We start from the raw sequence: 22,962 nt of genomic DNA, 5'->3' as shown, positions 1-22,962 counted from the left end.
TATAAAAATATTGTCATACGATAACACACACAACAACCTCATAGTGATATAAACAGATGAAGTACAAACAAATAAACAACAATTCGATCAATCAGATTATGCTCATCATTATCATCCTGCTGATCTGCATATTGATATTCACCAGTTTATTCTATTATCTTCCGGGCTTTCTTGGCGCAGTGACCTTATACATTTTGTTTCGCAAAGTGAATTTTAAACTCACCGAAGAGCGCAAATGGAACAAGTCGCTGGCAAGTCTGCTACTTATCCTGCTAACGCTTATCTTTCTGGTAGGCCCGCTTTACCTACTGATCAACTATATGGTCCCCCAAGTGACCGATGTCATTAATAACAAAGATGAAATCATACAGAAATTTGATTCCATAAAGACCTATTTTAAAGACAACCCTTACCTCAGTAATATCGACCTGTCTGATTCGGCATTAATGGGTGCGCTGCAGCGTGCGGCCAAATTTATTCCAAATATCCTCAATTCGGTTGCAGAAGTAGGTGTCAACACACTGGTTGCGCTATTCGTGCTATACTTTATGTTGGTCAGCAGTAAGCAGCTTGAGCAAACTATTTACAGGGCCATTCCATTTTCTACGACCAGCAAAGCCGAACTATGGCAGGAGTTTGACATGATGGTGAAGTCAAACGCAATAGGCATTCCGATCCTGGCGATGTGTCAAGGGGTAGTCGCAGGAATTGGTTACTGGTTTTTTGGTCTGGAGAACCCTATTTTTCTTGGCATTTTGACCGCGGTATCTACCATTATCCCCATACTGGGAACTATGGTCGTGTATATTCCCGCCGCAGTATTTTTGCTGGCCAACGGTCAGTCAGGGAACGCGATCGGTCTGGCTTTGTATGGAATTATTATCATCGGAAGTATTGACAACGTACTTCGTTTTACCATATTGAAGAAGCTAGGCGATGTACACCCGCTGATCACCGTTTTTGGCGTTCTGCTGGGACTGAATCTATTTGGTATGTTGGGCTTAATATTCGGTCCCCTAATCCTATCCTGTGTCGGTGTACTACTTAAAGTATATAGCATCGAATTTGGACGGGGGACACCGGAAATCATACAGTCCACCTCCTTGACAGAACCGACCAGCCCGCCGGACATTATCGACAGCACGAAATAAACAGTGCACGCCTCTATAAGGCTATTTGCCGTAAAGATAACCAGCAAACTGTCATAACTGAAGATTGCTTACCGCTTAATTCTATTTTTTTTATAGTTTTGAGCTTCCAACGGCCAAGCTAAGAAACGGCTTTTTGCAGGAGAATACTGATGCAAGGCTGATAAAAATTAAATCCCGAAACGGATGAAAACAAAACGTAGTCTATGAACAAAAAAATAATTTTAGGATTAACCGCTGCGCTTACGGCGGGTATGCTTTATTCATGTAACAACGCGGGAAGCCAAAAGCAGGATACTGCGTCTGGTACGGCGCAGGAAAGTAGTTCGGGAGATCATGACCATACCGGACACGACCATGCAGACCATGACCATGGACAGACTTCGTCAACGCCGTCCTCGGGCCCGGCAGCGATTCTCCCTAACTTTGCTTTCTATCAGCTCCGCTCAGGCATACGGGTGACCAACGAAAATCTGGCGAAAGATAAAAACACCATATTTATCCTATTCGATCCCGGATGTAGCCATTGCCAGCATGAAGCTGCTGAACTGGAGAAAAATATCGAGCGCCTCAAAGACATCAATATCTTCTACATCTCCATGAACGATCCGGCATTGGTATTAGGCTTTTTCGACTCCTTTGCTCCAAAATTATCCAAATCGTCAAACGTCGAAGTGCTGATTGACAAAGATCAAACATTCATTCAGAGCATCCATGTGCCGTCACAGTTTCCGGCCAACTATGTTTATGGTGCTGACGGAAAATTGAAAGCACACTGGGAAGGGGAAAAAAATATTAACGAAGCAATCGCTCAGTTTCATAAATAGCCGCCATGCTCAACATCGCGATAAACGGATTTGGCCGGATAGGCAGAAACACGCTGCGCAACATTTCGCTACGGAAAGCGTCGGACCAGCTACGTGTAGTGGCTATCAACGACCTGACCGATACAGAAACCTTAGCCCATTTATTTAAATACGATTCCGTACACGGCCCTTTTTCTGGTGATGTCAGCCATGATGACAATCACATTATCGTGGACGGACAAGCCATTCTGGTCCTTAACGAAAGGGATCCGGCGCTACTTCCCTGGAAGTCCCTGAATATCGATGTCATTATCGAATCGACAGGTCATTTCACGGGTCGGGAAAAAGCGTCCCGTCACCTCGATGCAGGAGCGAAACAGGTCATCATCTCAGCCCCACCGACAGATAGGGACATTCCTACAGTTGTCCTTGGTATCAACGATCAGGAAATAGACCTCTCCGCGCCTATTCTTTCCAATGCCTCATGTACGACCAACAATGTCGCACCGCTGGTCAAAATACTAGACGACCATTGGACAATAAAAGACGGGTACATCACCACAGTTCACTCGATGACCGGAGATCAGAATCTACATGATGCTCCACATAAAGATTTACGCCGCGCGCGTGCTGCATCCGCAGCTATTATTCCGACAACCACAGGTGCGGCAAAGGCGATTACCAACGTCTTTCCACATTTACAAAACAAACTCGGAGGAGCCGGTATCCGGGTCCCGGTATTAAATGGATCGTTGACAGATTTTACCTGTACCCTGGAGAAGGAAACTAGCGTCGAAGAGATTAATAAAGCTTTTAAGACTGCTTCAGAAAATGAATTGAAGCAAGTGCTTTATTATACAGAGGATCCGATTGTTTCTGTAGATATCATCAACAATCCTTACTCCTGTATTTTTGATGCACAGCTGACTTCAATTGTCGGCGGGCTCGTAAAAGTTGTAGGCTGGTACGATAATGAATTTGGTTACTCCAACCGCTTGGTGGATTTACTGATGAAGATTGACGAAATACGATAAAAAAATCCCGTATGCCTTCATACGGGATTTTTTTAATGTCTTATACCTTACAGTTCTTTTTCTACCCCCAGACCGAAGAGTGCAAAATCATACTTCACCGGGTCATCCCTATCGAGCAGCCGCAGATTCTCAGTCAGTTCCAATGCGGTCTTCCAGTTCACCTTGTCCAGGGTGATCAGCCCAAATTTGCGGGCAACGCGTTCTACATGTACGTCACATGGACAGATCAGATCCTTCGGTGAAAGACGGTTCCACAAACCAAAATCCACACCGTTTTTGTCCTTCCGTACCATCCAGCGCAAAAACATATTGATACGCTTGACTGTAGACTTCTGTGCAGGACTGCTGATATGTTTACGCGTGCGCAGCGGATAATCAGGCAGAGAAAAGAAATAATCTTTAAAGGAGTTAAGTGCCTGTTCAAGATTAATTTCGATACTTGTCTCCTGTCCTACCAAAAAAGCGTCATCCAGCGAGTCAAAACGGCTATAATGGGCTTTAAAGAATGCGATAAAATACAGAATGTCAGTATCATTAAACGTACGGTGCCGGAAACCGAGCAACGTTTTCAGGTCCTGCTCTTGATGATTGATCACAAAGTCGTAAGGTGCGCCGTCCATGCGTCCCACTAACTCATTGCATTTGTTGATAATGGTTTTTCGCTGGCCCCAAGCCATAATCGAAGCCAAGAAGCCCATGATTTCGATATCCTGTCTGCGGGAAAACTGATGCGGAATACATATGGGATCATTGGGGATAAAAGCAGGTTGGTTGTATTGCTCCACCTTCTTATCCAAAAAATCCTTCAGGTTAAAATCTGCTGCCATTATCGTCCTGCCTGCAATATTCCTTTACAGATATTGGCGACCAGTCCGGGCCCTTCATAAATAAATCCTGTATAAACCTGTATGAGGCTAGCGCCCGCATCCAGTTTTTCGATGGCATCTTTGGCCGAATGGATTCCGCCGACTCCGATGATTGGAAAAGCCCTATTGGATTTGTCGCTCAAATAACGGATAACTTCCGTAGAACGCTTGGTCAGTGGCCGTCCACTAACGCCACCCGCTTCCTGCGTCAACGCTACCGGGCTTTTCAGCCCGTCCCTGGAGATTGTGGTATTGGTAGCAATTACACCTGCAATCTTTGTCTCCAACACAATTTCAACGATATCATCGAGCTGACTATCAGTTAGATCCGGCGCAATTTTAAGCAAAATAGGCTTAGGTGCAATTTTTGTGTTGTTTAACTCCTGCAAAGTGTTTAAGATGTTTTTGAGCGGCTCTTTTTCCTGTAAATCACGCAAGCCTGGAGTATTTGGAGAACTAACGTTGACAACAAAATAATCTACCTGATCAAATAGCGCATTGAAACAATAAATATAGTCGTTCACCGCTTCTTCATTTGGTGTGACCTTATTCTTCCCGATATTGCCGCCGATCAGAAGCCTCTTCCGGTCTTTCAGATTTTTTAATCTGTTGGCGGCAACGTCCGCCCCTTGGTTATTGAAGCCCATCCGGTTGATTAAGGCTTCGTCTGATACGAGGCGAAACATACGCGGTTTATCATTTCCGGGCTGGGGTTTTGGTGTTACGGTACCTATTTCGATAAAACCAAATCCTAAATTAGCCATATCCGATATATACTCAGCATTTTTATCAAAGCCAGCAGCCAAGCCTACAGGATTTTTAAACCTTAGGCCGAAAACTTCACGTTCCAGACGGGGATCTTCGACTGTGAAGAATGCGTTCAGCAGCTGCTTTGCACCCCAGATTTTTGAGAAAACATTCAACCCGCTGGTCACCTTATGATGCGCCGTTTCGGGATTCATGGTAAAGAATATAGGTTTGACTAATTTATACATAATCGCAAAGTTACTCAAACAAGAAGAAATATTCATTACTTTTGTACTTTTGCAGTTGAAATGATATCAATAAATAATTTAACGTTTGAAATAGGATCTCGTTCACTTTATGATGAGGCCAACTGGCATATCAAGCCGGGCGACAAAGTCGGTTTAATCGGGGCCAATGGAGCAGGCAAATCGACGTTATTGCGGCTGATCGTTGGACAGTACACCCCTACTTCCGGCACAATTTCCATGGCCAAAGATCTCAAGATCGGCTATCTCAATCAGGACCTATTGTCTTACCATTCTGACAAAAGCATTTTGCATGTCGCGATGGAAGCATTTGAGCGCCAGAATCAGTTACATACTGAGATCGAAGACTTACTTCGTAAGCTGGAGACCGATTATTCCGATGAAATTCTGAACAAACTAAGTGATAAACAGCTGGAATTTGAAGCCTTGGACGGATACAATCTGGAATTCAAAGCCCACGAAATACTTGCTGGTCTGGGTTTCTCGGAGGAAGAACAAAAACGCCCCCTTGCGACCTTCTCAGGAGGCTGGCGCATGCGTGTTATGCTTGCGCGAATCCTATTGCAGGCACCTGATATCCTGCTATTGGACGAGCCTACCAACCATATGGATCTGCCTTCAATCAAATGGCTTGAAAGCTACTTACAGGCATTTGACGGCGCCATCGTCATCGTGTCCCACGATAGGTATTTCCTTGACCGGATCATCAAAAAAACGGTAGAATCCCGCAAAGGAAAACTAACACTCTATTCGGGTAATTACAGCTATTATCTCGAGGAAAAGGAGCTCAGAAATGAACTGCAGGCCAATCAGTTTAAAAATCAGCAGGCCAAAATCAAGCAAGAAGAGCGGCTGATCGAACGTTTTCGCGCCAAGGCGTCCAAAGCAAAAATGGCGCAATCCCGGATCAAGGCATTGGACCGAATGGAAAGGATCGAAGATGTAGATGACGATAATCCAACAGTCAACTTTAGCTTCAAGTTTTCAAAACCCTCAGGCCGCCACGTGGTCACATTGGATAATATTTCTAAGTCCTATCCAAACCTGGAAATATTGAAAAATACGTCTGCCATTATTGAAAAAGGCGATAAAATTGCATTGATCGGGGCCAACGGAAAAGGTAAATCTACATTATTGCGCATTGTTGCTGGAACTGATGATCAGTTTGACGGAAAAGCAGAGCATGGCCATAATGTATCACAGACCTTCTTTGCGCAACACCAGCTGGAAGCATTACACCTGGAGAATTCTATCCTCGCAGAACTTCAGGCTTTTGCGCCAAAACATACTGAAACCGAATTGCGGTCCATTTTAGGTTGTTTCCTGTTCACCGGTGACGATGTCTTCAAGAAGATCAAAGTTTTATCCGGAGGAGAGAAATCCCGGGTTGCGCTGGCGAAAGCCCTCACAGCTGACGCGAATTTTCTGGCGCTCGATGAGCCAACGAACCACCTGGACATGCAGTCGGTCAATATATTGATACAGGCACTTCAGCAGTTTGAAGGAACCTTTATTGTCGTTTCCCACGACCGTTATTTCCTGGATAATGTCGCAAACAAAATTTGGTATATTGAAGATAAACAGATCAAAGAGTATCCGGGTACTTATCAGGAATATGAAGAATGGGCAGCGAGACGTGCGATAGCATCTCCGATCAAAGCCGAAAAAAAAATCAGGGAGGAAGTCAAGCCCAAGAAAGAAAAACAAGAGCCCACAGAAGATAAAACACGCTTGCTCAGCAAAAAGAATAAGGAATTGGCCGCTTTGGAGCAAAAGGTCGAAGATCGGGAGGCAGTCGTCAAGGAACTCGAATTGAAGCTGGCGGATGAAGCCGTTTACTCAGATGCCATTAAGCTACAGGAAACCACTCGGGCCTATAATTCGGCAAAGGCTGAATTGGCACAATTCCAGAAACAGTGGGAACAACTTGCTGACGAAATTATGGAACTGGAAGAACGTTAATTTTTCAAGCTTAAAATCAGCTTTTTAAGGTTAACGAAGCGATTAATAGACTCAATTACTTGCATAGGCAGGATTAAAACCCTACTTTTGCGTCACTTCAAACAAGGAACAGCAGTTCAAGAAAGAAGGAGGATTCCGTAGCTCAGCTGGTAGAGCAATACACTTTTAATGTATGGGTCCTGGGTTCGAGTCCCAGCGGGATCACTTCTTGGGACAAGTCTAAAAATGATAGACTTGTCCCATTTTTTTTACTCTGTAACTTGCTGTTATTCTGATAAATAAGAGCAATCGCAGAATTTAGTCTCGGAGTTCGATGTCTTGTTCCGTCAAATTCCAAAAATTCGGGGAACATCGAACTCACTATAAGCCTTTTTTCCTCAATATCGCCGTTTATATAGCGTCTATCAATGTTTGCGACCTTTTTTAAGGTGGATGCTACCAAGTCTTTTATCTCCGTTCCGACTATTGCCAAGTCGTTTAATCTTCTTTCCAAAACCTCAATCTTTCCTTTGGTCAATTTCTTTACTTCTTGGAAATCGTCATCTGCCATTTCTCCATCGGCATTTTTTAAAAGCGCATTTTGATAACGTTTATTCAACACATCAATCTCACCTATGATATTTGCCCGTTCCGTGTTTTGGGCTTTGGTTTTGTTATTGAAGTCTTTTATAAAGGCTTCAATAAAAACATCGACCATACCCTCTTTTGGCGACATATACCGTAACTGTTTTAAGAAAGCCTCATTGGCGGTTTCGGCTTTGAACCGCACTCCGCAGGAAGAAGTACAATGATAGTAGTAATAGTAATTACCCATCTTGCCCTTTGAGGCACTTCCTGTGAGCATCCTATTACAATTGGGGTTAGGACACTTAATAAACCCTCTAAGCGGTAGATTGTCCATAGCCACGATTTTAGGCTTTACAACCCTCTTTCTCCCATCGAGTATATCCTGTACATACGCAAACGTCTTTTCGCTGATTAATGGCTCATGCTGTCCTTTGACAAAATATCCTTTTTCCTCTTTGTAGGGAGAAATGAATATTTTGCCACAGTACAAGGGGTTTCGGACGGCTACCCAAAAGTTATTTTTGCTGAAACGACCTTTTCCATCGGCTTTCTCCCGAACCATTTTCCATATCTGTTCGGTATTGAAGTTATTGGAAATGATTTGCTCAAACGCCCATTTTAATATGGGTGCTTCAAAGTCATGCGGTGCTATGAATTTCTTTTTGCCCTCAGTTATCTTATTGACATATCCCAAAGGAGCAGTACCCATATACCGCCCCTCTTTTTTCGCCCTGCGCATTCCGTGAAAGACATTTAATGCACGCCTGTCGTTCTCAACTTCCGGTGAAGCGAGATAGAATGCAAGCATGATTTTATTTTCGGGAATGGTAAGGTCTAAGGGCTGTTCTATCGCAACAGGCTCAACGCCATGTGTCCGTAACTGGTTAATCATCTGATAGGCATCCCCTGCGTTTCTACTGAACCTATCCCATTTGGTAAATAATATTATTGACCCCGCTTTGTTGTTCTTTGTTTTGCGTAGGTTGGATAAATATTTCTGCCACTCTGGACGCTTGAAAGATTTTGCCGAATGGTCTTCTATGTAAACACCCCTTACCGGAATACCTTTTATCTCACAATATTTTCTTAATCGGTCTTCTTGGTCACGTTGCGAATATCCCTTGTCCGCTTGCTCGTCTGTCGATACACGTATGTATAAATCTGCCTTTCTCATCACAACAGTTTTCCTTGTTCATTGGGTTAAAGTTTTCCTCTTAGATACTGGTTAACTGCAATGTGAGCTATCTTTTTGACGAACTCCAAGATGGTTTTTGCTTCCTCTATATCGACCTCTGTTCCTTTCTTTTTCAAGATTTGTACCACTCTTTCGGGTGTTAAATCGTTCGCTTTTTCTTTCTCCATTTTCAATTGATTTTTGCCTGTTAACCACACGGATTAATCCGTACAGACAAACTTATTACACTGATGGAGTGGATATTGAATTGTGTCTTTGGGTTGAATTACTTGGCTTAGATTGGCTCAAAGTGTTACAATAACCTAAGCACATTTACGGCGTTCGCTCCGCTACTGACCGTAAAAGAGCTTATGTCTATGATTGTTAACAGGAGATTGAAGATGTCGTTCCACAGGTTGGGCTGTTCCACTCCAGACTTCAATCACCTGTTACTGTACGGGCGAACATTAAATTCTTGATAAACCATTTCGGCAATGCTATCCTCATTACTTCCACGTTTGGTTACGCCTAAAAGCGAGTATGCCTGTTGTTCACGTTTCATGGAGCAAAGGTATGTCCGTGTTCTTAACGTAGGCAAAAGGTCATGCAAGTTTGGAAAAAAATCTCCAGCCCGTTGGGTGTATTTTTTGTCCAAAACCTTGTGCCTACTAAACACTAACCTTTCATGCTCCCGAAACGAAACACAGCATACACCGACTCTTTACACGAATAAAAAAAATGTCAGGCATGAGGAATACAAGCATTGAAAATGGTATTGAAACAAAACAACAGCACCACCTCTCATTGCCGAATAAATCAAAAAATTTAATTCAAAACAGTAAAGAAATGACACATCAAATAAACACATCGGAAGCAAGGGTATATGTCGGCACATACGCAAAATATAATGACGGTTCAATCTTCGGAGAATGGCTAAAGCTATCCGATTATGCGAACAAGGAAGAGTTTTACACCGCTTGCAGGGAGCTACACGATGACGAGGAAGACCCCGAATTTATGTTCCAAGACTACGAAAATATCCCAAATGGATTAATCGGCGAATGTTGGATAAGCGATAGCATATTTGAGATTTTGGAGGCTTTGGAAGATATGGACGACGCCCGAAAAGAGGCATTCCTAATATGGTGCGACAACGGACACCGTAAGCTGTCCGAGGAGAATATAAACGACCTAATAAGCAACTTTGACGATGACTATATCGGCGAATACAAGGACGAGGAAGATTTTGCCTATGAACAGGTAGAGCAAATGGACTTGCCCGAATTTGCAAAAACGTACTTCGATTATGAGGCTTATGCCCGTGACCTGTTTAGCGGTGACTATTGGAGTGATAGCGGTCATGTATTTTATAATTCTTGAATTTTCGGGAACGGTGCGCCGTTCCCATTTTTATTAAATCCGGTAGGAAAAAAGACAGATCCTTTCGGTGGTCGGGACCGTCTTTTTGCGGAAAGCGGAAAAACCCTTTGTAAAATGCCTCCGCCTCATCATTCCTCACACCTGCATTTTTCAAATAGGTTACATTCGGATTAGACTACTTTCTTTCGTGAGTTGAGACGAAAAAGAAAGTAGCAAAGAAACCAAAGATTGTAGTTGATTAACTTTTACATTAATTGCTGATAATGAAAGCTTTTTATTCTTTAAATTTGTTACTACAACCAGATAAACGCAATAATAATGAAAAAATACATCTACTATCCAAATTTTGAACCTCCTGAAAATGAATGGTTAAAATTCTCAATTTTATATTTAGATAAGTTCGAAAGTATTATACCATATAACCGACAACATTTGATTAGTAACGACTATCGGAAGCTTCAAAATGAAACGGATTTGGTGGACTTTTTCTCTCCAGAGTACTATCAAGGTGAACAAGCTTCATTGAAAGCCATTTCCGAAGCTGAAAGAATTATAAAGAGAACTTACGAATCAAGCTTCCTTTTTAACAGAGTTAATATTTTTAGAGATTGGAAAAATCCAAATACTTGGGACTACCAAATTTATGGAGAAAAATTTTCAAATTCTTGGGTTGAATTTTGTGAAGGCGAAAAGATTGGACGAAGAAATGCCGATGGTATTGTATTACCAAGAAGCCTTGCTTTCTTATATATGACACATCTCGCAAAAGCAATTGCATTTGAAAGAAATGGTAGTATTATTACAGACAATTTAGAATACGATAAATATACAAGTTATGCCCAAATAAAGTCAACCAATACCAATGTCCGTGATAAGTTTATTCGTGGAATAATTAAACTGCAAATTCCTAAAAATATTGGCAACATACCATTTGACACTTTGATAGAATTTAGAAATAGGAATAGAAATTTAATTGGGAGTTTTAACTCCCAAATAGACATAATTGAAAATTCAATTGGGAACGGAATTTCAGAACAGCAATTTATCGACAACTACAATTATACGTTCAATGAAATAGCAAGAGAAATCATAAGACTTGGGATTGATATCGCCACCATACCTCTTGCATTTTACACTTTAGCCCATAATTCAGAAGCTTTAAATCAAGAATATATAAAAGAAGTTTTTGGAAGTTTAAGTATTATTGGTGGAGGATATTATGGTATCCGCAAATCACTTTATGATAAACGAGATGAAAGAATATGTAAAAAATATTTAGCAAGACTCCATCATTTAAAATAAGACAAATATTAAGTATGAAGCATTCATCTAACTACCATTGACCACCCCGTCAATGGCTTTTTTCATGTCATTGCCAATCAGCAGATATTTTGAAAAGCCAAGCTCCGCAAGTTCTCTGATAATTTTTTCTTCATCCATATCAGTATGGGCAATTAGCTTCAATTTAGGGTATTGACTTCTTAATTCCCGTAAATGCTTCATGATGCCTTTATCAGAAAAATCAAGATCGATGATGCAGATATTGGGTAACGATTTTAATGCTGACAGTTGATTTATCCCATCCACAACGTTATCAGAGCGAAAGACAACATCTACCCCCGAAGCAACGAGGTCATCATGTATTAAATCCATCACTGGACTTTTATCATTGATAAATGCTGTGGTAATTCGGCTTATGTTCTTAGTCTCCATATTGACGTAGTTTTTCATTTTGTATGGAGTTCCTGCATTAAAAAAAAGCGCAGGCAACTACACTTACCGATACTGGGGCACTGGTATGCCTGACAACGAATAAGCGAGCACCCACGCCTATGGCGTGAGCATTCCTACTTATCGTCTCGTTGTCTTAAAAATTACCAGTTTTCAGTATCGAGACTTAAAGTAACAACACTTTAAGATTTTTATATTTTCAGATACAAATATAGTGAAGCCAAAAAGGTTCAACAAACGTAATATGCATAATTTGCAGTGTGACTCTCATTAGAAAGTTTTGATTTTACCATTTTCCAACCAATTCGGAATTTCAAAGCTCTTCGCTTTGGGATGTTGATGGAATATATTTCTTAAATTTCTAAACACTGAATAAGCATCACTTATAATTTGTTTTTGTTTATCAGTAAACTTCAAATCATATTGGTTTTCACTAATTCTATGAGCCGGATTTTGTCTTTCTCTTCGTATTTTCTTTAACGGTTTAAAAAGTTCACTGATTGTACCGTCTCCCTCTACGTTAAAAACTGAAGTTAGCCATTCTTCGAAAATTTGTAGTGTACCTTTAGACTGCTTTTCTACCAAGCCATTTCCTAAGTCTTTGTATTCAAATAGTTCAACCTTCCTCTCGAAAAAATCTTTATTGATGTTTTCTGAAATCATTTTATCAAGTAGCAATATGAAATCATTATAATTTTTCAAAGTTGGTGTAAAGAAAAACGTGAATTCCTTTGGTCTATTCTCTTCTTCAAATGTTTTTCTAAATAGAGCCTTGGAAAAAATCAATTCAGTTAGGTCGTTTATGCATTTTTGTTCTCCAATGAAGCCAGAAAAAATAGAATAAGAAGATGACCAGTTGCCTTGAATTGTATTCTGATGATATTCTTCAAGCATTTTACAGTTACCTGATTTCTCTCTGCTTTTCCAATAGATTTGATGCTCGGCGGTTAAATCCTTTAGGTATCTTAAGTAAACTACCGCCAACCTGTTTCCATTTTCATCGAAACCTAATCCAAATGTTTTTAGAAAGATGTCGTCCTCATCCCTTACAATTGGCTTTTCATTTTCATCATATCTGCAAGAAATACGTCCAGAATAATCTTCAAACTTGAAATCAAACCGAGGGTCATTAGAATACCTATCCAATACTTCTATTTCAAAAAAAATTGGTTTTAAATGAGGTTCTCCGAGTGCAAGCTGTTGCGTATAACAAGCGTTACCAAATTCAGCTAAAGTTCTATTCTTGCTAAGGAAAATTTTACTTGGATAGAGACAAATGGGGAATTCTGTATTCTCAGATGAAATTTTGAAATCACCAAATGAATGAATAACTTCTTTAATTTTTTTTGCTTCTTCCAAAATACTTAACTGGCTCTCAATTGGATAATGCTGAAAACCTATAATATGAGGATTGGTGCTTGACTGAATTGAAACGATATCTTCAATAACAAGTTCTTTTATTAAGTCTATTGAGGCTTCATATTCTATATTAAGCTTTTGGGAAATATTCCGTAGTGGAATTCCGTTGAAGTCCGAAGAGTTCACGAAAAAATCATATACAATAGTTTGAATTTTATTTTTCAATTTATTAGTGTTTTTTATTAGGCTTGCCACTTATTAGAAATTTATTAAAGTAAAGGATGCTTTACGGTTTATGTATCTCCGTATTTTGGGATGCCTTTTCTTGTGCCTTTTTCTGTCTTGAATAACTCCACAGGAAAAGCACACCGAATATAATCAAAGCATAAGCTATCCATTTGCCCAAACGTTCAGAAGTTTTAATAATAACGGATTTTTCATAAGATGAAAAGCCTTCCGCTCCTGTCGGGCTACGCCTGTAAAACTTCCTACGGTTAATCCAGTACCGCAGACCTAAACCCAAAACCAATGCTATTATGCCTAAAACCAGTGAAGCTCCCATAATGATAAACGCCTATATTTCAATCTCTAAATTTACAAAATGTATTCGTTTTGCTCTACAAGAAAAAATAGAACACCGTTTAATCAAAAAATCCCGCCACATTGGACGAGATTTTCTGTTTTTAATCACGACTGTTAAACTGGAAACTTATTTGTTTTTCATTCCCGAAGTTGTCCAAAATCCAAATATCCAACGACTGTGATACGGTGGATTGCGAAGTGTAATACAGCCTAAACTTTGTCTGTGGCAACAGGTACACATCATTGGGCATATAAGGCGGTTCGTTGTAATACCGCAATGTTCCCTGTCCGTCAAACTGGAAATAGCGGATGTAGTATTTCGCATCATTGAAATTGCCCGACCGTTGAATGGTAATCCGTATTTCAACGGTCTGTCCGTTCGTTACCTCTTTGGGTACAGGCATCACCTGTACCTCAAAAGGGTAATTCTGTTGTATATCAAGTTCGTCTTTTTCACACGAGGTCAGCACCACGGCGCAGACCAACATCGCCAAGAGCATGAACATTGCCTGCAAATGTAGCCCGTACTTCCTGATTAATATTTTCATCATAAATCAATTTTAAAAGTTAAACCTTAGTCCAATCCCTGCCGATGGACGGAACTGTTTCAAATCCGTACCCCATAATACTTTTGTCCGCCCTTGCAGGAGCAGGACAAAGCGGTCGGACAGGTACGTTTCGAGCGTGAGCCGTCCGCCTGTGCCGTAAACGAAATTGTCTTTGTCGAGGATGGTCGAGCCATCCGGTAGCATGGCTTCGCTCCGGTTGATGGTTTCATAACCTGCCACGGCTGTAAGCCCTGCATTCAGCGTGACGGTCTTTCTTGCATCGCCCAATAGCTGAAGACTGTAACCCACCTCGCCCGTATAGGTTTCAAGCGGTATCTGTACATCCCTGTAACCGGAAAACTGATGGGTGTACTCCGCACCCCATATCCAGTAATTGCCGTTCTTTCTGTTCACGGTCAATGTCAAATTCAGATAGTAATTGTCGCTTATTTCTTTGGACAGCATACCTGCGTTTATTTCCAATCCCTTTTGTTTGGGGAGCATCCGCTGTGCCTGTACTGCCGTCATACTTAGCATGGCAAGCACCACGGCAAAAATGTATCTCATCATTGTTCGTTCTTTTTGGGTTAATTAATCTTTAGGTGCATATCGCTTACCAGCTTGGCGTGTACGATGTCTGAATTTTCCACCTGCAATACCTGTTGTCTGCCCCCGTTCTTTTCAAAAATTTCGATAACCAAAACCTTGTCATCCGTGATGGTAAACTGGTCAAGCAGGAACACGTTTTGGTCGGTGGTGTTGCTCGTTATTTCACCGAGCGTTTTGTACATACGCAACGGGTTCATTGCCTTTTCCTGCACCACGGTACGCTTGGCGACTTTCTTGTCCACGATCTTGAAACTCACAAAGTCAATGTTGAACGGCACATTACTTTTGTTGCGCAGTTCCGTATGGAAATAGAATTTTCCGTTATGGACGTAAATACCTTTTAGCAGGAATTGTATGCCGTAGCTTTTTGCCCCGATATGCTTTACAATCCGTTTATTCTTTTTGTAAATCGTTTCCATGAGCAAGCCTGCCAGTGACGGCGAATTGCCCCCCAATTCCTCAAACAGAACATCGTTGCCGTTTTCCCTGTCCGATGCCTTTTGCATGACCAGCAAATCATAATTCAACGCCAGCGGATAAGGGCTGTAATAGACGTTGAAATTGTAAAACCGACCATCGTCCGTAATGACCGAAAAATTGGTTTCCTCGTCAAAATCCCTTACGCTTGCCTTGATGCGCAGTACGTTTCCCGCATCCTCGGCTTTGCCTGCGATAAGGTACTCACTGCCCAAATCCACGTAGCGGATAGCGGACGGGAATATGAGGTGCGAGGTTTTGCTGTACGTCACCTGCATTTCGTAAGGGTCAACCTTGCCCATGCTCAATTTTGTTGTACTGGATGCAATTTGCTGTGCATTTGCACCTGTGATGAAGACCGTTAAACAGACCATTGCCATGAGGCTTTTAAATATTGCGTTCATATAGATATTATTTGATTTTTAATGGAGATATGGAATGTCCATGTGTATTTGTCTTTTCGGAAACATGGACATTTCATTTTCTTTTTGATTTTAGTTGAACATTAATTTTTTGAAACGAGGAATAGCTGATGACCGGCTTTGACGGTCACTTTCGGTGTCCTTACTTTCTTGGAGAAGTAACCCGACACCCCTTGCACCACGCCACGGGAAAGGTCACCTGCCATCTGTTGCCCTGCCGAGCGTGTCATCATGATACTTGTTCCTCCCGTTTGGCTCATGTTGGAGGCAATCTCTGACAGGGCATTCATTTCGGGGGAATATGGCACATATAGCCCTTGCTGTCCGTCCACATCATACACGGTTATATCGACCGGAATAATGTTGCCCTCAAATTCGATGGATGTTACCTTTAACTGCAACCTGCCACTTTGGAACTTGGCATTAGCCGTCAGTACCGTTCCTACCGGAATGGAACGGACGGGAGTTTGCGCCGTTTCCAACAAACGCAAGCGTACACCGCTTTCGCCTGTCACGGTCTGTGTTTCCTGCACCACAGCCCTTATGCTGTTTTTCGGTTGTATGACCTGCTGGGAAACGCCTGCCGTATAAAAGCCACGGTTTCGGGTTTCGTTCCAGTTTTCTAAAAAAGCATTGTCGGTCGGCTCACGGTACAATGCGGAAACCGTATTTTTCCTTACGGGGGTGAATGCCACGAAATGTTCTTTTTGCGAGGCACTCTTTGCCGATGCTGTTGTGTCCGAATTACCCGTCTGTGCCGGAGTTGACGGCAGGTAACGGGATGCCATTTCGTATGACTTTTCCATCAAAGCCAGTTGGTCTTCCACGGTCGTTACAGGCGGTACGTCTTTTTCTGCCAGTTGCTCTTTCAGTTCCTCAACCTGTCTGCGGAGTTCCTGCGTTTCGTAATCGCTGTTGTCGTAGAACGAGGTCAGCGTACTTTGCGCACTTCGGTAACTGTTCAGAGCAGGGTTGCTGTTCCTGCGTGTACCACCGCCGTAAGCGAAGCCGTCTTCGTAGTCCTCATCCGGTTGCTCCGCTTCCGGATCGGCGGTACTGTCCTCGCTCCAATAGTCGGATAGTGAAAGAAGCGCATTGCGCTTTTCCTGCATTTTCTGTTCGAGCATTTCCTGTTCATAAGCCTTTTGCTTATCGGATTGAAGCCCTGCATCGGTCGCCTGTGGTACGGCATCGTTCAGACCAATATCCTCAACCGTTTTCTTATCGGAGGATGGTTTGAAGATTAAATACATACAGCCGAGGAACACCACGCCCATGAGGACAAAAATGATTGGCTTTTTCAGCTTGTCGGCTTTGTTCTGCGCACCGTCCTGCGGTGCATCCATTCCGTTTTTTAGGTCGTCATCTTCGACCAAAAAACTTACCCTTTTGTTTTCACTGTCTTTCATACATTTTACGTTTTAAGATTTTGTTAATACTGTCCTGCGGAGAAACCGAGGATTTGTTTTGCCCGTTAATCGGGTTTTCGATATGCTCTATCGTTAGGGTATTATCGGAGTGCGCTACATCGTAGCACACTTTCAACAGTACGGCAACGGACAATAGCGCATAGCCCAAAAAGAGCAGTAGCGTATAGCGGTGCTGTTTTTTAACAGGCATCGTCCGCCACTGCCCATCGAGCCTGTCAAACCAATTATTGATTGTTGTTCTTAGATTTTTCATGCCTTGACCATGTTTAGTGCTTGAAACGCCTGTTTTGGGAAGTAGCCTTTTGTGCAGGTGCATCGCTGACCATAGCGATTGCTTCCTTTGCTTTGGGAGCGGTCACGACCGACAGGTCGGTCAGTTCCGATTGTTTCAGCACTTGCCCGTAACGGTCTTTTTTCGCAACTTCCATGCTGTTAAGGAAGAATTTGCCGTTTAGGTACTTCACCCTCATAAGGCATTCTATCCTGGGCAGGTCTTCGCCTGCCCATTGCAGAAAGCAGGTCAGCAACAACTCCTGTTTAGCTACACCTTTGGGGCTACCTGCGAGATATTCGCTGATGCTTGCTTTCAGTTTTCCGGCATACGCACCCCGCGTATGGAAATAGCCGTCATACCCTTTTGCGGTAAGGATTTTGGCGAACGTGTTCAAATCTGATATTGCTTCCATAATCTTGGCTTTAGCGGTCTACGACTTCTACGTCTCTGTTTTCCAACACGGCAAACTTTTCGATATTGAAGCCCTGCGGATTGTTGTCAGACTTGACCGAGTTCAACAATAGGCATGAAGTGACCAAATTCCGTTTGGTCACGTTGCTTGGACGGATGATATACTGTTTGGCATACGTTCTTACGGCATAGGGATAGGTGTCGAAGTTGCAGACCACGCTGTCCACTTCGATACGCTGTTGCACATTGCCCGAAATGATACGGTTGTAGTATCCTTTTTCTGAAAGGTCTTTGTAATAATCGAAAGCCGATTTGTCGGCAAGGTTAAAAGCCCTTTTCATGTTGCTTTCGATAGCGTTCTTATCGGGGGCGAGCGTAAAGAACAGTTCATGGAAACGCTTAACGTGTTCCCGTGCCTCAACAGGTCTGTTGATGCTTGCATCCTGTGACAGTGCCAGCATCAAGGATTTACCTTTGTCCAGTACATATATTTTTTGTCGTTGTGCCTCGGCAAACTGGTAGGACTGCCATACGGCATAACCTACCACAGCGATGCAGAGTACCGCAAATACAATGGCATACAGCCGTATTTGCCTAAAGCTGTTTTCGATATTTCTTAGTGTCTTAAATTCCATTGCTTCTTGATTTTTATTTGTTCATTAACCTGCCACCGATATTGCCTGCAACAGCCCCCGTTCCCGCTCCGGCGATGTTTCCGGTCTTCGATGCCGTAGAGTTTACGTTGCGCATGAAGTTTCCTGCGCCTCCGGCTTGGATAACCCAACCTGCCACCGTTGGAATGGTGAAATAGCCCACAATCCCAATCAGCATGAAGATGATATACACGGTGTTGGATGTGTCGGGGATGTAGGTCGGGTCGGCAAGCATATCAATATCCCGTTCGATGATGAGGGATTGTATCTTGGCGAGCATGGAGCTGAACATATCGGCGATGGGCAACCACAGGTACACGCTGATATATCGGGTCAGCCATTGCGTAAGTGTGGATTGAAAACCATCCCATACACTTATCGCAAAGGCTATCGGCCCGAGAATGGACAGCACGATAAGAAAGAATGTCCGTATGGTGTCTATGACCAAAGCGGATGCTTGGAAAAGGACTTCCAGTAGTTCCCGAAACCAGTCACGGATGCTTTTCTTTAAATCGTACATTCCACGCTCCATGTACATACCGGATATGGCAACCAAATCGGACGGCGACCATCCCAATTCGTCCAGTTTCTTATCAAATTCCTCATCGCTTACGAGGTAAGCGGTTTCGGGATTGCGGAGCATCGCCTCTCTCTCCAACAGGTCTTTTTGTTCCTGCAATTTGTTGAGGTCAAGCACTTGGTTTTCGAGCATGGCGTTTGTGCCTTTTACGACCGGACTTAATACCGCATTGATAGTTCCCAATACGATGGTCGGGAAGAACATAATGCAAAGCCCGATGGCGAACGGTCGCAGGAGCGGAAACACGTCTATCGGTTCTGCACGGCTCAATGCCTGCCACACTTTCAGTGCCACGTAGAACAGTGCACCCAATCCGGCGATGCCCTTAGCCACTGTCGCCATATCGGCGGACAGTGGGAGCATCTCATCGTACAGCGAGCGCAGGAGTTCGTGAAGATTGTTCCATTCCATAGCTTACCAGTATTTTTGTTCAGCCGTTCCGTACAGTTCAAGCACCCTTTTGGTGTTGTTCTGTTTCTTAGCCCTCAAAATGCTTACGGAGATATTCTTGTTGGTGAAATACCTTACAAGACTGTGGTAATTCTTGACCTCTTTGTAAACCCTGTCGATGATGTCCATACGTTCCTTGTCATTTAGGGAAAGTCCGGTCGAGCTTACAATCTGTTTCAGTTCTTTGAGCAGTTCGGTACTCTCGTTCAATAGCGTGGAATAACCGTTGGCAATTGCCGTCAGTTCCTGCGGACTGAAATTTGGGTCGTTCATCATTTTGCCGAAATTGTTCACGTACATTTCGGACACATCGCCTACGAGTAGCACCGTTTGTTGCACCTTACGGGCATCTTTCACCAAGTTGTTTACGGCTTTCAGTTTGTCGTAATACTCCTTGCCCTGTTCATACACTTTTTTTACCTCGTTGAAATTCTTTACCACGTTTGAAACGGTGGATGAAGTCTGTATGATTTCATTTGCACTGTTGATGATACCCGATGCAAGGTTTGCAGGGTCTGTAACAACAAATTGTGCCTTAGCGGACGGTGCAACGGCAAGCATAAATGCCGTAAACACCAGTAACATTGCTTTTTTCATTGTCTCTGATTTTTTTAAATGATTAATAATTACCTGCCTACCGGACAGGCAGGTTTGCGTTCTCACGTCTCTGTTGGGCAATGCGTTTTATCGCCAGTTCCACATTGCCTTCCAGTTCGGATGCCAGTTGCACGACTTCCATTTTTTCGGTTTCCTCTGTGGTGTATGCCAAATATTCTTCGAGCGAAACCTCTGTGGCATACACGGCGGAATGCGTGCCGCCAAGCCCAATCCATACCTCTTTGTAAAGCCTTGACGGGTCATTGTTCTGATTGATGGAAAGGATTTGGGATTTTTCCTTTTCTGTAAGCCCCAACATTTCCTGTATCGCATCGAATTTGTTCATGTACTTGCGTTGGTCAAGCAGGATTTTACAGTCGGAATTGTTGATGATACTTTCCTTGACCACGGGTGACTGGATGATGTCGTCCACTTCCTGCGTGACCACGATAGCCTCACCAAAAAATTTGCGAACGGTCTTAAACAGGTACTTGATGTACTCCGCCATTCCCTCTTTGGCGATGGCTTTCCACGCTTCCTCAATCAGTATCATTTTGCGCACACCTTTGAGCCTGCGCATCTTATTGATGAATACTTCCATAATGATGATGGTCACTATGGGAAAGAGGATTTTGTGGTCTTTAATCGCATCAATTTCAAACACGATAAAGCGTTTGGAAAGCAGGTCAAGTTGCTTGTCGGAGTTCAGCAGATAGTCGTACTCTCCGCCCTTGTAATAGGGTTCAAGCACGTTCAGAAAATTTGCGAGGTCAAAGTCTTTTTCCCTTACCTGTTTGTCTTCCAGTACCTTTTTATAATCACCCCGTACATACTCGTAAAATCCATTGAAAGAGGGATATTCATCGCTTTGCTTGATACGCTCGATGTAACCGCTCACGGCGTTGGACAACGCCACTTCCTCTGAACGGGTCGGCGGTTCATCGTCACGCTTCCACAAAGTCAGTATCAAGGTCTTGATACTTTCCCTTTTCTCAATGTCGAATACGCCGTCATCCGTATAAAATGGATTGAATGCTATCGGGTTGTCTTCGGTGTAGGTAAAATACACACCGTCTTTTCCCTTTGTCTTCCCCTTAATCAGTTCGCACAGCCCTTGATAAGAGTTGCCCGTATCGACCAATAGTACATGAGAGCCTTGCTCATAATACTGCCTCACCATGTGATTGGTGAAAAAGGATTTTCCCGAACCTGACGGACCAAGTATGAATTTGTTCCGGTTCGTGATAATGCCTTTTTTCATGGGCAGGTCGGAAATGTCCAAATGGATGGGTTTGCCTGTCAGCCTGTCCGCCATCTTGATACCGAAAGGTGATGGCGAACTTTGGTAATTGGTTTCTTCGGTGAAGAAACACAGCGCAGGTTCGATGAACGTGTAGAAACTTTCCTCTGCCGGAAAGTCGCCTGCATTTCCTGCCATGCCTGCCCAATACAGTGTCGCAACATCCACTGTGTTATGCCTCGGCTTGCACTCCATCAAAGCAAGCGCACTGCCCGTATCGTTCTTTAGCTGTTTCAGTTCGTTCGGGTCATCCGACCACGCCATCACATTGAAGTGCGCACGGATAGCCGAAAGCCCGAAGCTGTGCGCTTCGTTCAGATACCTTTCAATCCACTCTTTGTTAATCTGATTAGCACGGCTGTACCTTGCCAGTGAGTGCATATTACGGGCAGACTTTTCAAACTTCCGCAGGTTCTCATCGCTGTTATCCAAAAACAGGTATTGGTTATAGATATGGTTACAGCTAAGGAGCAAGCCCACCGGAGAGGCAAAGGACAAGAGGCAATCGCTCCTGTCCGTGGACAGCTTTTCATACCTCGTATTTGCCGATACCGTGCCCGGCAAATCGTCCGTATCGGACAGGGTGTGCAGGCACAGCCTTTTGTTGCCTATACGCACGTCCTCGCTTCCCAAAGCTATATCCTGCATGGGCGTTCCGGCTTCCCTCGACAGGGTAAGGTACTGTTCGAGCAATCCCTGTTGGTCGCCTGTGCCGATGATGTCATCCTCGGTCAAGCGTTCCAGTTTCACAAAACCGCTATCGTTGACAATGCGCTCAAACTGTGCCACCGCTTCCATGAACTTTCGGACGGTTTCTTTTTCCCTTATTTCTTTCGGGATAAGGACACCTTTGCAGAGCGAACTAAAGTTGCTCTGCATCCGCATCCGTTCTTTGGTGGTCTTGGTTAGGAACAGGTAGCAGTAATGGTTTAAAAATGGACGTTCGTTGAAATGCTGTTGATAGGACTTTGCAAGGAAACTCAACCCGTTCTGTGCAATATCCGGCGCATAGCTTTCCTTGATGTACCAGTCCTGTTTGTGGACAATGGTGTAGTTCGGTAAGGTCTTGATAGCCTTATGCCAAGCCGAATGAATGGCATCGTACTCCGCCGATGCAACCGTAAATAACTCCGGCAGGTGTACCCGAAAGCAAGCCGTGATGTCTGCATCCTTTGAAATGATGCAGTTGTGTTCCACCGCCAGTAATGGAAACTTGCTTTCCAACGTTGTGGCTTTCCCTGTATTTCTCATAAATGACTGGATTTAGAAGTGAATTTTAAATAGCGGTGTACGGCTCTGCGACAGATGATGTATTTCGGATGCCTTTTCTTTGCCCCGACTTTCATCAATCCGTGTTCGCCGTATTTGCCGTTCAATGCGAATGTTTGCCAAACGATGAGCGATGCACCGCCTGCCCCGATGAACAGGCACACGTAGGAGTTTACGCCTGCCATGTACATGACCATGACGAGGATAAGCACGCCGAGCAGACCACCTGCGAAGATGAACAGGTACTGTGCTTTCAGTCCTTTGAACTCAACCGTTCTGCCGATACCTTTATTGATATTGTAATTGCTCATAATACGCCA

The 22,962-nt window shown here is 43.3% G+C and carries 22 protein-coding genes, 1 tRNA gene and 1 pseudogene; 7 read left to right on the top strand and 17 right to left on the bottom strand.

The genetic code is table 11. The annotated features are described in order from the left end of the window. Window positions 1–56: 56 nt before the first annotated feature. From FGL37_RS19490 to gap, 3 genes are all read left to right on the top strand, one after another. A complete protein-coding gene (locus FGL37_RS19490; protein ID WP_051606741.1) occupies window positions 57–1,151 on the top strand; it encodes an AI-2E family transporter in 1,095 nt (364 codons plus the stop codon). Window positions 1,152–1,354: 203 nt separating this feature from the next. Next, window positions 1,355–1,975 (top strand): redoxin domain-containing protein, encoded by a 621-nt coding sequence (locus FGL37_RS19485; protein WP_028069478.1) that lies wholly within the window; start codon window positions 1,355–1,357, stop codon window positions 1,973–1,975. Between the two features lie 5 nt (window positions 1,976–1,980). Then, entirely contained in the window at window positions 1,981–2,988 is a 1,008-nt protein-coding gene (gene gap / locus FGL37_RS19480; protein WP_028069477.1) for a type I glyceraldehyde-3-phosphate dehydrogenase, read from the top strand. Window positions 2,989–3,035: 47 nt separating this feature from the next. Here the strand turns inward: gap and FGL37_RS19475 are convergent, their stop codons facing one another. Further along, window positions 3,036–3,815: a TIGR02757 family protein gene (locus FGL37_RS19475; protein ID WP_028069476.1), complete on the bottom strand. Its 780-nt coding sequence runs from the start codon at window positions 3,813–3,815 to the stop codon at window positions 3,036–3,038. Next, on the bottom strand, window positions 3,815–4,849 hold the full coding sequence (locus FGL37_RS19470; RefSeq protein WP_028069475.1) for a quinone-dependent dihydroorotate dehydrogenase: 1,035 nt from the start codon (window positions 4,847–4,849) through the stop codon (window positions 3,815–3,817). The genes FGL37_RS19475 and FGL37_RS19470 overlap by 1 nt, the downstream gene beginning before the upstream one ends. Window positions 4,850–4,909: 60 nt before the next feature. On the opposite strand from FGL37_RS19470, the gene FGL37_RS19465 reads away from it, so the two are divergent. Together FGL37_RS19465 and FGL37_RS19460 are read left to right on the top strand one after the other, a co-directional pair. Continuing rightward, complete coding sequence (locus FGL37_RS19465; protein WP_028069474.1) at window positions 4,910–6,829, top strand: ABC-F family ATP-binding cassette domain-containing protein; 1,920 nt, start codon at window positions 4,910–4,912, stop codon at window positions 6,827–6,829. Window positions 6,830–6,960: 131 nt separating this feature from the next. Beyond that, window positions 6,961–7,033 (top strand) — tRNA-Lys (locus FGL37_RS19460). Window positions 7,034–7,772: 739 nt separating this feature from the next. Here the strand turns inward: FGL37_RS19460 and FGL37_RS25830 are convergent. Both FGL37_RS25830 and FGL37_RS25430 read right to left on the bottom strand, forming a co-directional pair. After that, window positions 7,773–8,570 (bottom strand): annotated as a pseudogene (locus tag FGL37_RS25830) (recombinase family protein); the annotation flags it as partial. Between the two features lie 26 nt (window positions 8,571–8,596). Further along, entirely contained in the window at window positions 8,597–8,758 is a 162-nt protein-coding gene (locus tag FGL37_RS25430) for a hypothetical protein (RefSeq protein ID WP_162835070.1), read from the bottom strand. A 559-nt stretch (window positions 8,759–9,317) separates the two neighbouring features. Between FGL37_RS25430 and FGL37_RS19450 the strand changes: the two genes are divergently transcribed. Both FGL37_RS19450 and FGL37_RS19445 read left to right on the top strand, forming a co-directional pair. Continuing rightward, window positions 9,318–9,950, top strand: coding sequence for an antirestriction protein ArdA (locus tag FGL37_RS19450; RefSeq protein WP_138096963.1), 633 nt, complete (start codon window positions 9,318–9,320; stop codon window positions 9,948–9,950). A gap of 318 nt (window positions 9,951–10,268) precedes the next feature. Next, a complete protein-coding gene (locus FGL37_RS19445) occupies window positions 10,269–11,252 on the top strand; it encodes a hypothetical protein (protein WP_028069471.1) in 984 nt (327 codons plus the stop codon). 27 nt (window positions 11,253–11,279) lie between these two features. Here FGL37_RS19445 and FGL37_RS19440 read toward each other — a convergent pair whose 3' ends face one another. The 13 genes from FGL37_RS19440 to FGL37_RS19375 all read right to left on the bottom strand — a co-directional run bounded on the left by FGL37_RS19440 (window position 11,280) and on the right by FGL37_RS19375 (window position 22,953). Then, window positions 11,280–11,663, bottom strand: a complete 384-nt coding sequence (locus FGL37_RS19440; RefSeq protein ID WP_028069470.1) for a response regulator — start codon at window positions 11,661–11,663, stop codon at window positions 11,280–11,282. A gap of 288 nt (window positions 11,664–11,951) precedes the next feature. After that, window positions 11,952–13,265 (bottom strand): hypothetical protein, encoded by a 1,314-nt coding sequence (locus FGL37_RS19435; protein WP_138096961.1) that lies wholly within the window; start codon window positions 13,263–13,265, stop codon window positions 11,952–11,954. A 458-nt stretch (window positions 13,266–13,723) separates the two neighbouring features. Beyond that, window positions 13,724–14,128 (bottom strand): DUF3872 domain-containing protein, encoded by a 405-nt coding sequence (locus FGL37_RS19425; protein ID WP_370484274.1) that lies wholly within the window; start codon window positions 14,126–14,128, stop codon window positions 13,724–13,726. A gap of 54 nt (window positions 14,129–14,182) precedes the next feature. Continuing rightward, a complete protein-coding gene (locus FGL37_RS19420; protein ID WP_028069466.1) occupies window positions 14,183–14,740 on the bottom strand; it encodes a conjugal transfer protein TraO in 558 nt (185 codons plus the stop codon). Window positions 14,741–14,757: 17 nt separating this feature from the next. Further along, entirely contained in the window at window positions 14,758–15,660 is a 903-nt protein-coding gene (gene traN / locus FGL37_RS19415; RefSeq protein WP_028069465.1) for a conjugative transposon protein TraN, read from the bottom strand. Window positions 15,661–15,761: 101 nt separating this feature from the next. Continuing rightward, window positions 15,762–17,087, bottom strand: coding sequence for a conjugative transposon protein TraM (gene traM / locus FGL37_RS19410; protein ID WP_028069464.1), 1,326 nt, complete (start codon window positions 17,085–17,087; stop codon window positions 15,762–15,764). Further along, window positions 17,074–17,361 carry a hypothetical protein gene (locus FGL37_RS19405; protein ID WP_028069463.1) on the bottom strand — a complete coding sequence of 96 codons (288 nt, stop codon included), beginning with the start codon at window positions 17,359–17,361 and terminating at the stop codon, window positions 17,074–17,076. The genes traM and FGL37_RS19405 overlap by 14 nt, the downstream gene beginning before the upstream one ends. A 13-nt stretch (window positions 17,362–17,374) precedes the next feature. Further along, the gene (locus FGL37_RS19400) at window positions 17,375–17,794 is read right to left on the bottom strand and encodes a hypothetical protein (RefSeq protein WP_028069462.1); all 420 of its coding nucleotides are present in this window, start codon (window positions 17,792–17,794) and stop codon (window positions 17,375–17,377) included. A 10-nt stretch (window positions 17,795–17,804) separates the two neighbouring features. Further along, entirely contained in the window at window positions 17,805–18,428 is a 624-nt protein-coding gene (traK, locus tag FGL37_RS19395; protein WP_028069461.1) for a conjugative transposon protein TraK, read from the bottom strand. A gap of 13 nt (window positions 18,429–18,441) precedes the next feature. Then, entirely contained in the window at window positions 18,442–19,437 is a 996-nt protein-coding gene (traJ, locus tag FGL37_RS19390; RefSeq protein ID WP_028069460.1) for a conjugative transposon protein TraJ, read from the bottom strand. 3 nt (window positions 19,438–19,440) lie between these two features. Next, complete coding sequence (locus FGL37_RS19385; RefSeq protein WP_028069459.1) at window positions 19,441–20,073, bottom strand: DUF4141 domain-containing protein; 633 nt, start codon at window positions 20,071–20,073, stop codon at window positions 19,441–19,443. Window positions 20,074–20,110: 37 nt separating this feature from the next. After that, the gene (locus FGL37_RS19380; protein ID WP_028069458.1) at window positions 20,111–22,624 is read right to left on the bottom strand and encodes a TraG family conjugative transposon ATPase; all 2,514 of its coding nucleotides are present in this window, start codon (window positions 22,622–22,624) and stop codon (window positions 20,111–20,113) included. Continuing rightward, window positions 22,621–22,953 (bottom strand): DUF4133 domain-containing protein, encoded by a 333-nt coding sequence (locus tag FGL37_RS19375; protein WP_028069457.1) that lies wholly within the window; start codon window positions 22,951–22,953, stop codon window positions 22,621–22,623. Before FGL37_RS19375 ends, FGL37_RS19380 begins: the two co-directional genes overlap by 4 nt. Between the last annotated feature and the right edge of the window lie 9 nt (window positions 22,954–22,962).

Origin of the sequence: Sphingobacterium thalpophilum, from assembly GCF_901482695.1 — a bacterium.
Classification (GTDB): domain Bacteria; phylum Bacteroidota; class Bacteroidia; order Sphingobacteriales; family Sphingobacteriaceae; genus Sphingobacterium; species Sphingobacterium thalpophilum.
Note: the sequence above shows the minus strand (reverse complement) of the source record. Positions and strands in the feature narration are given on the sequence as shown.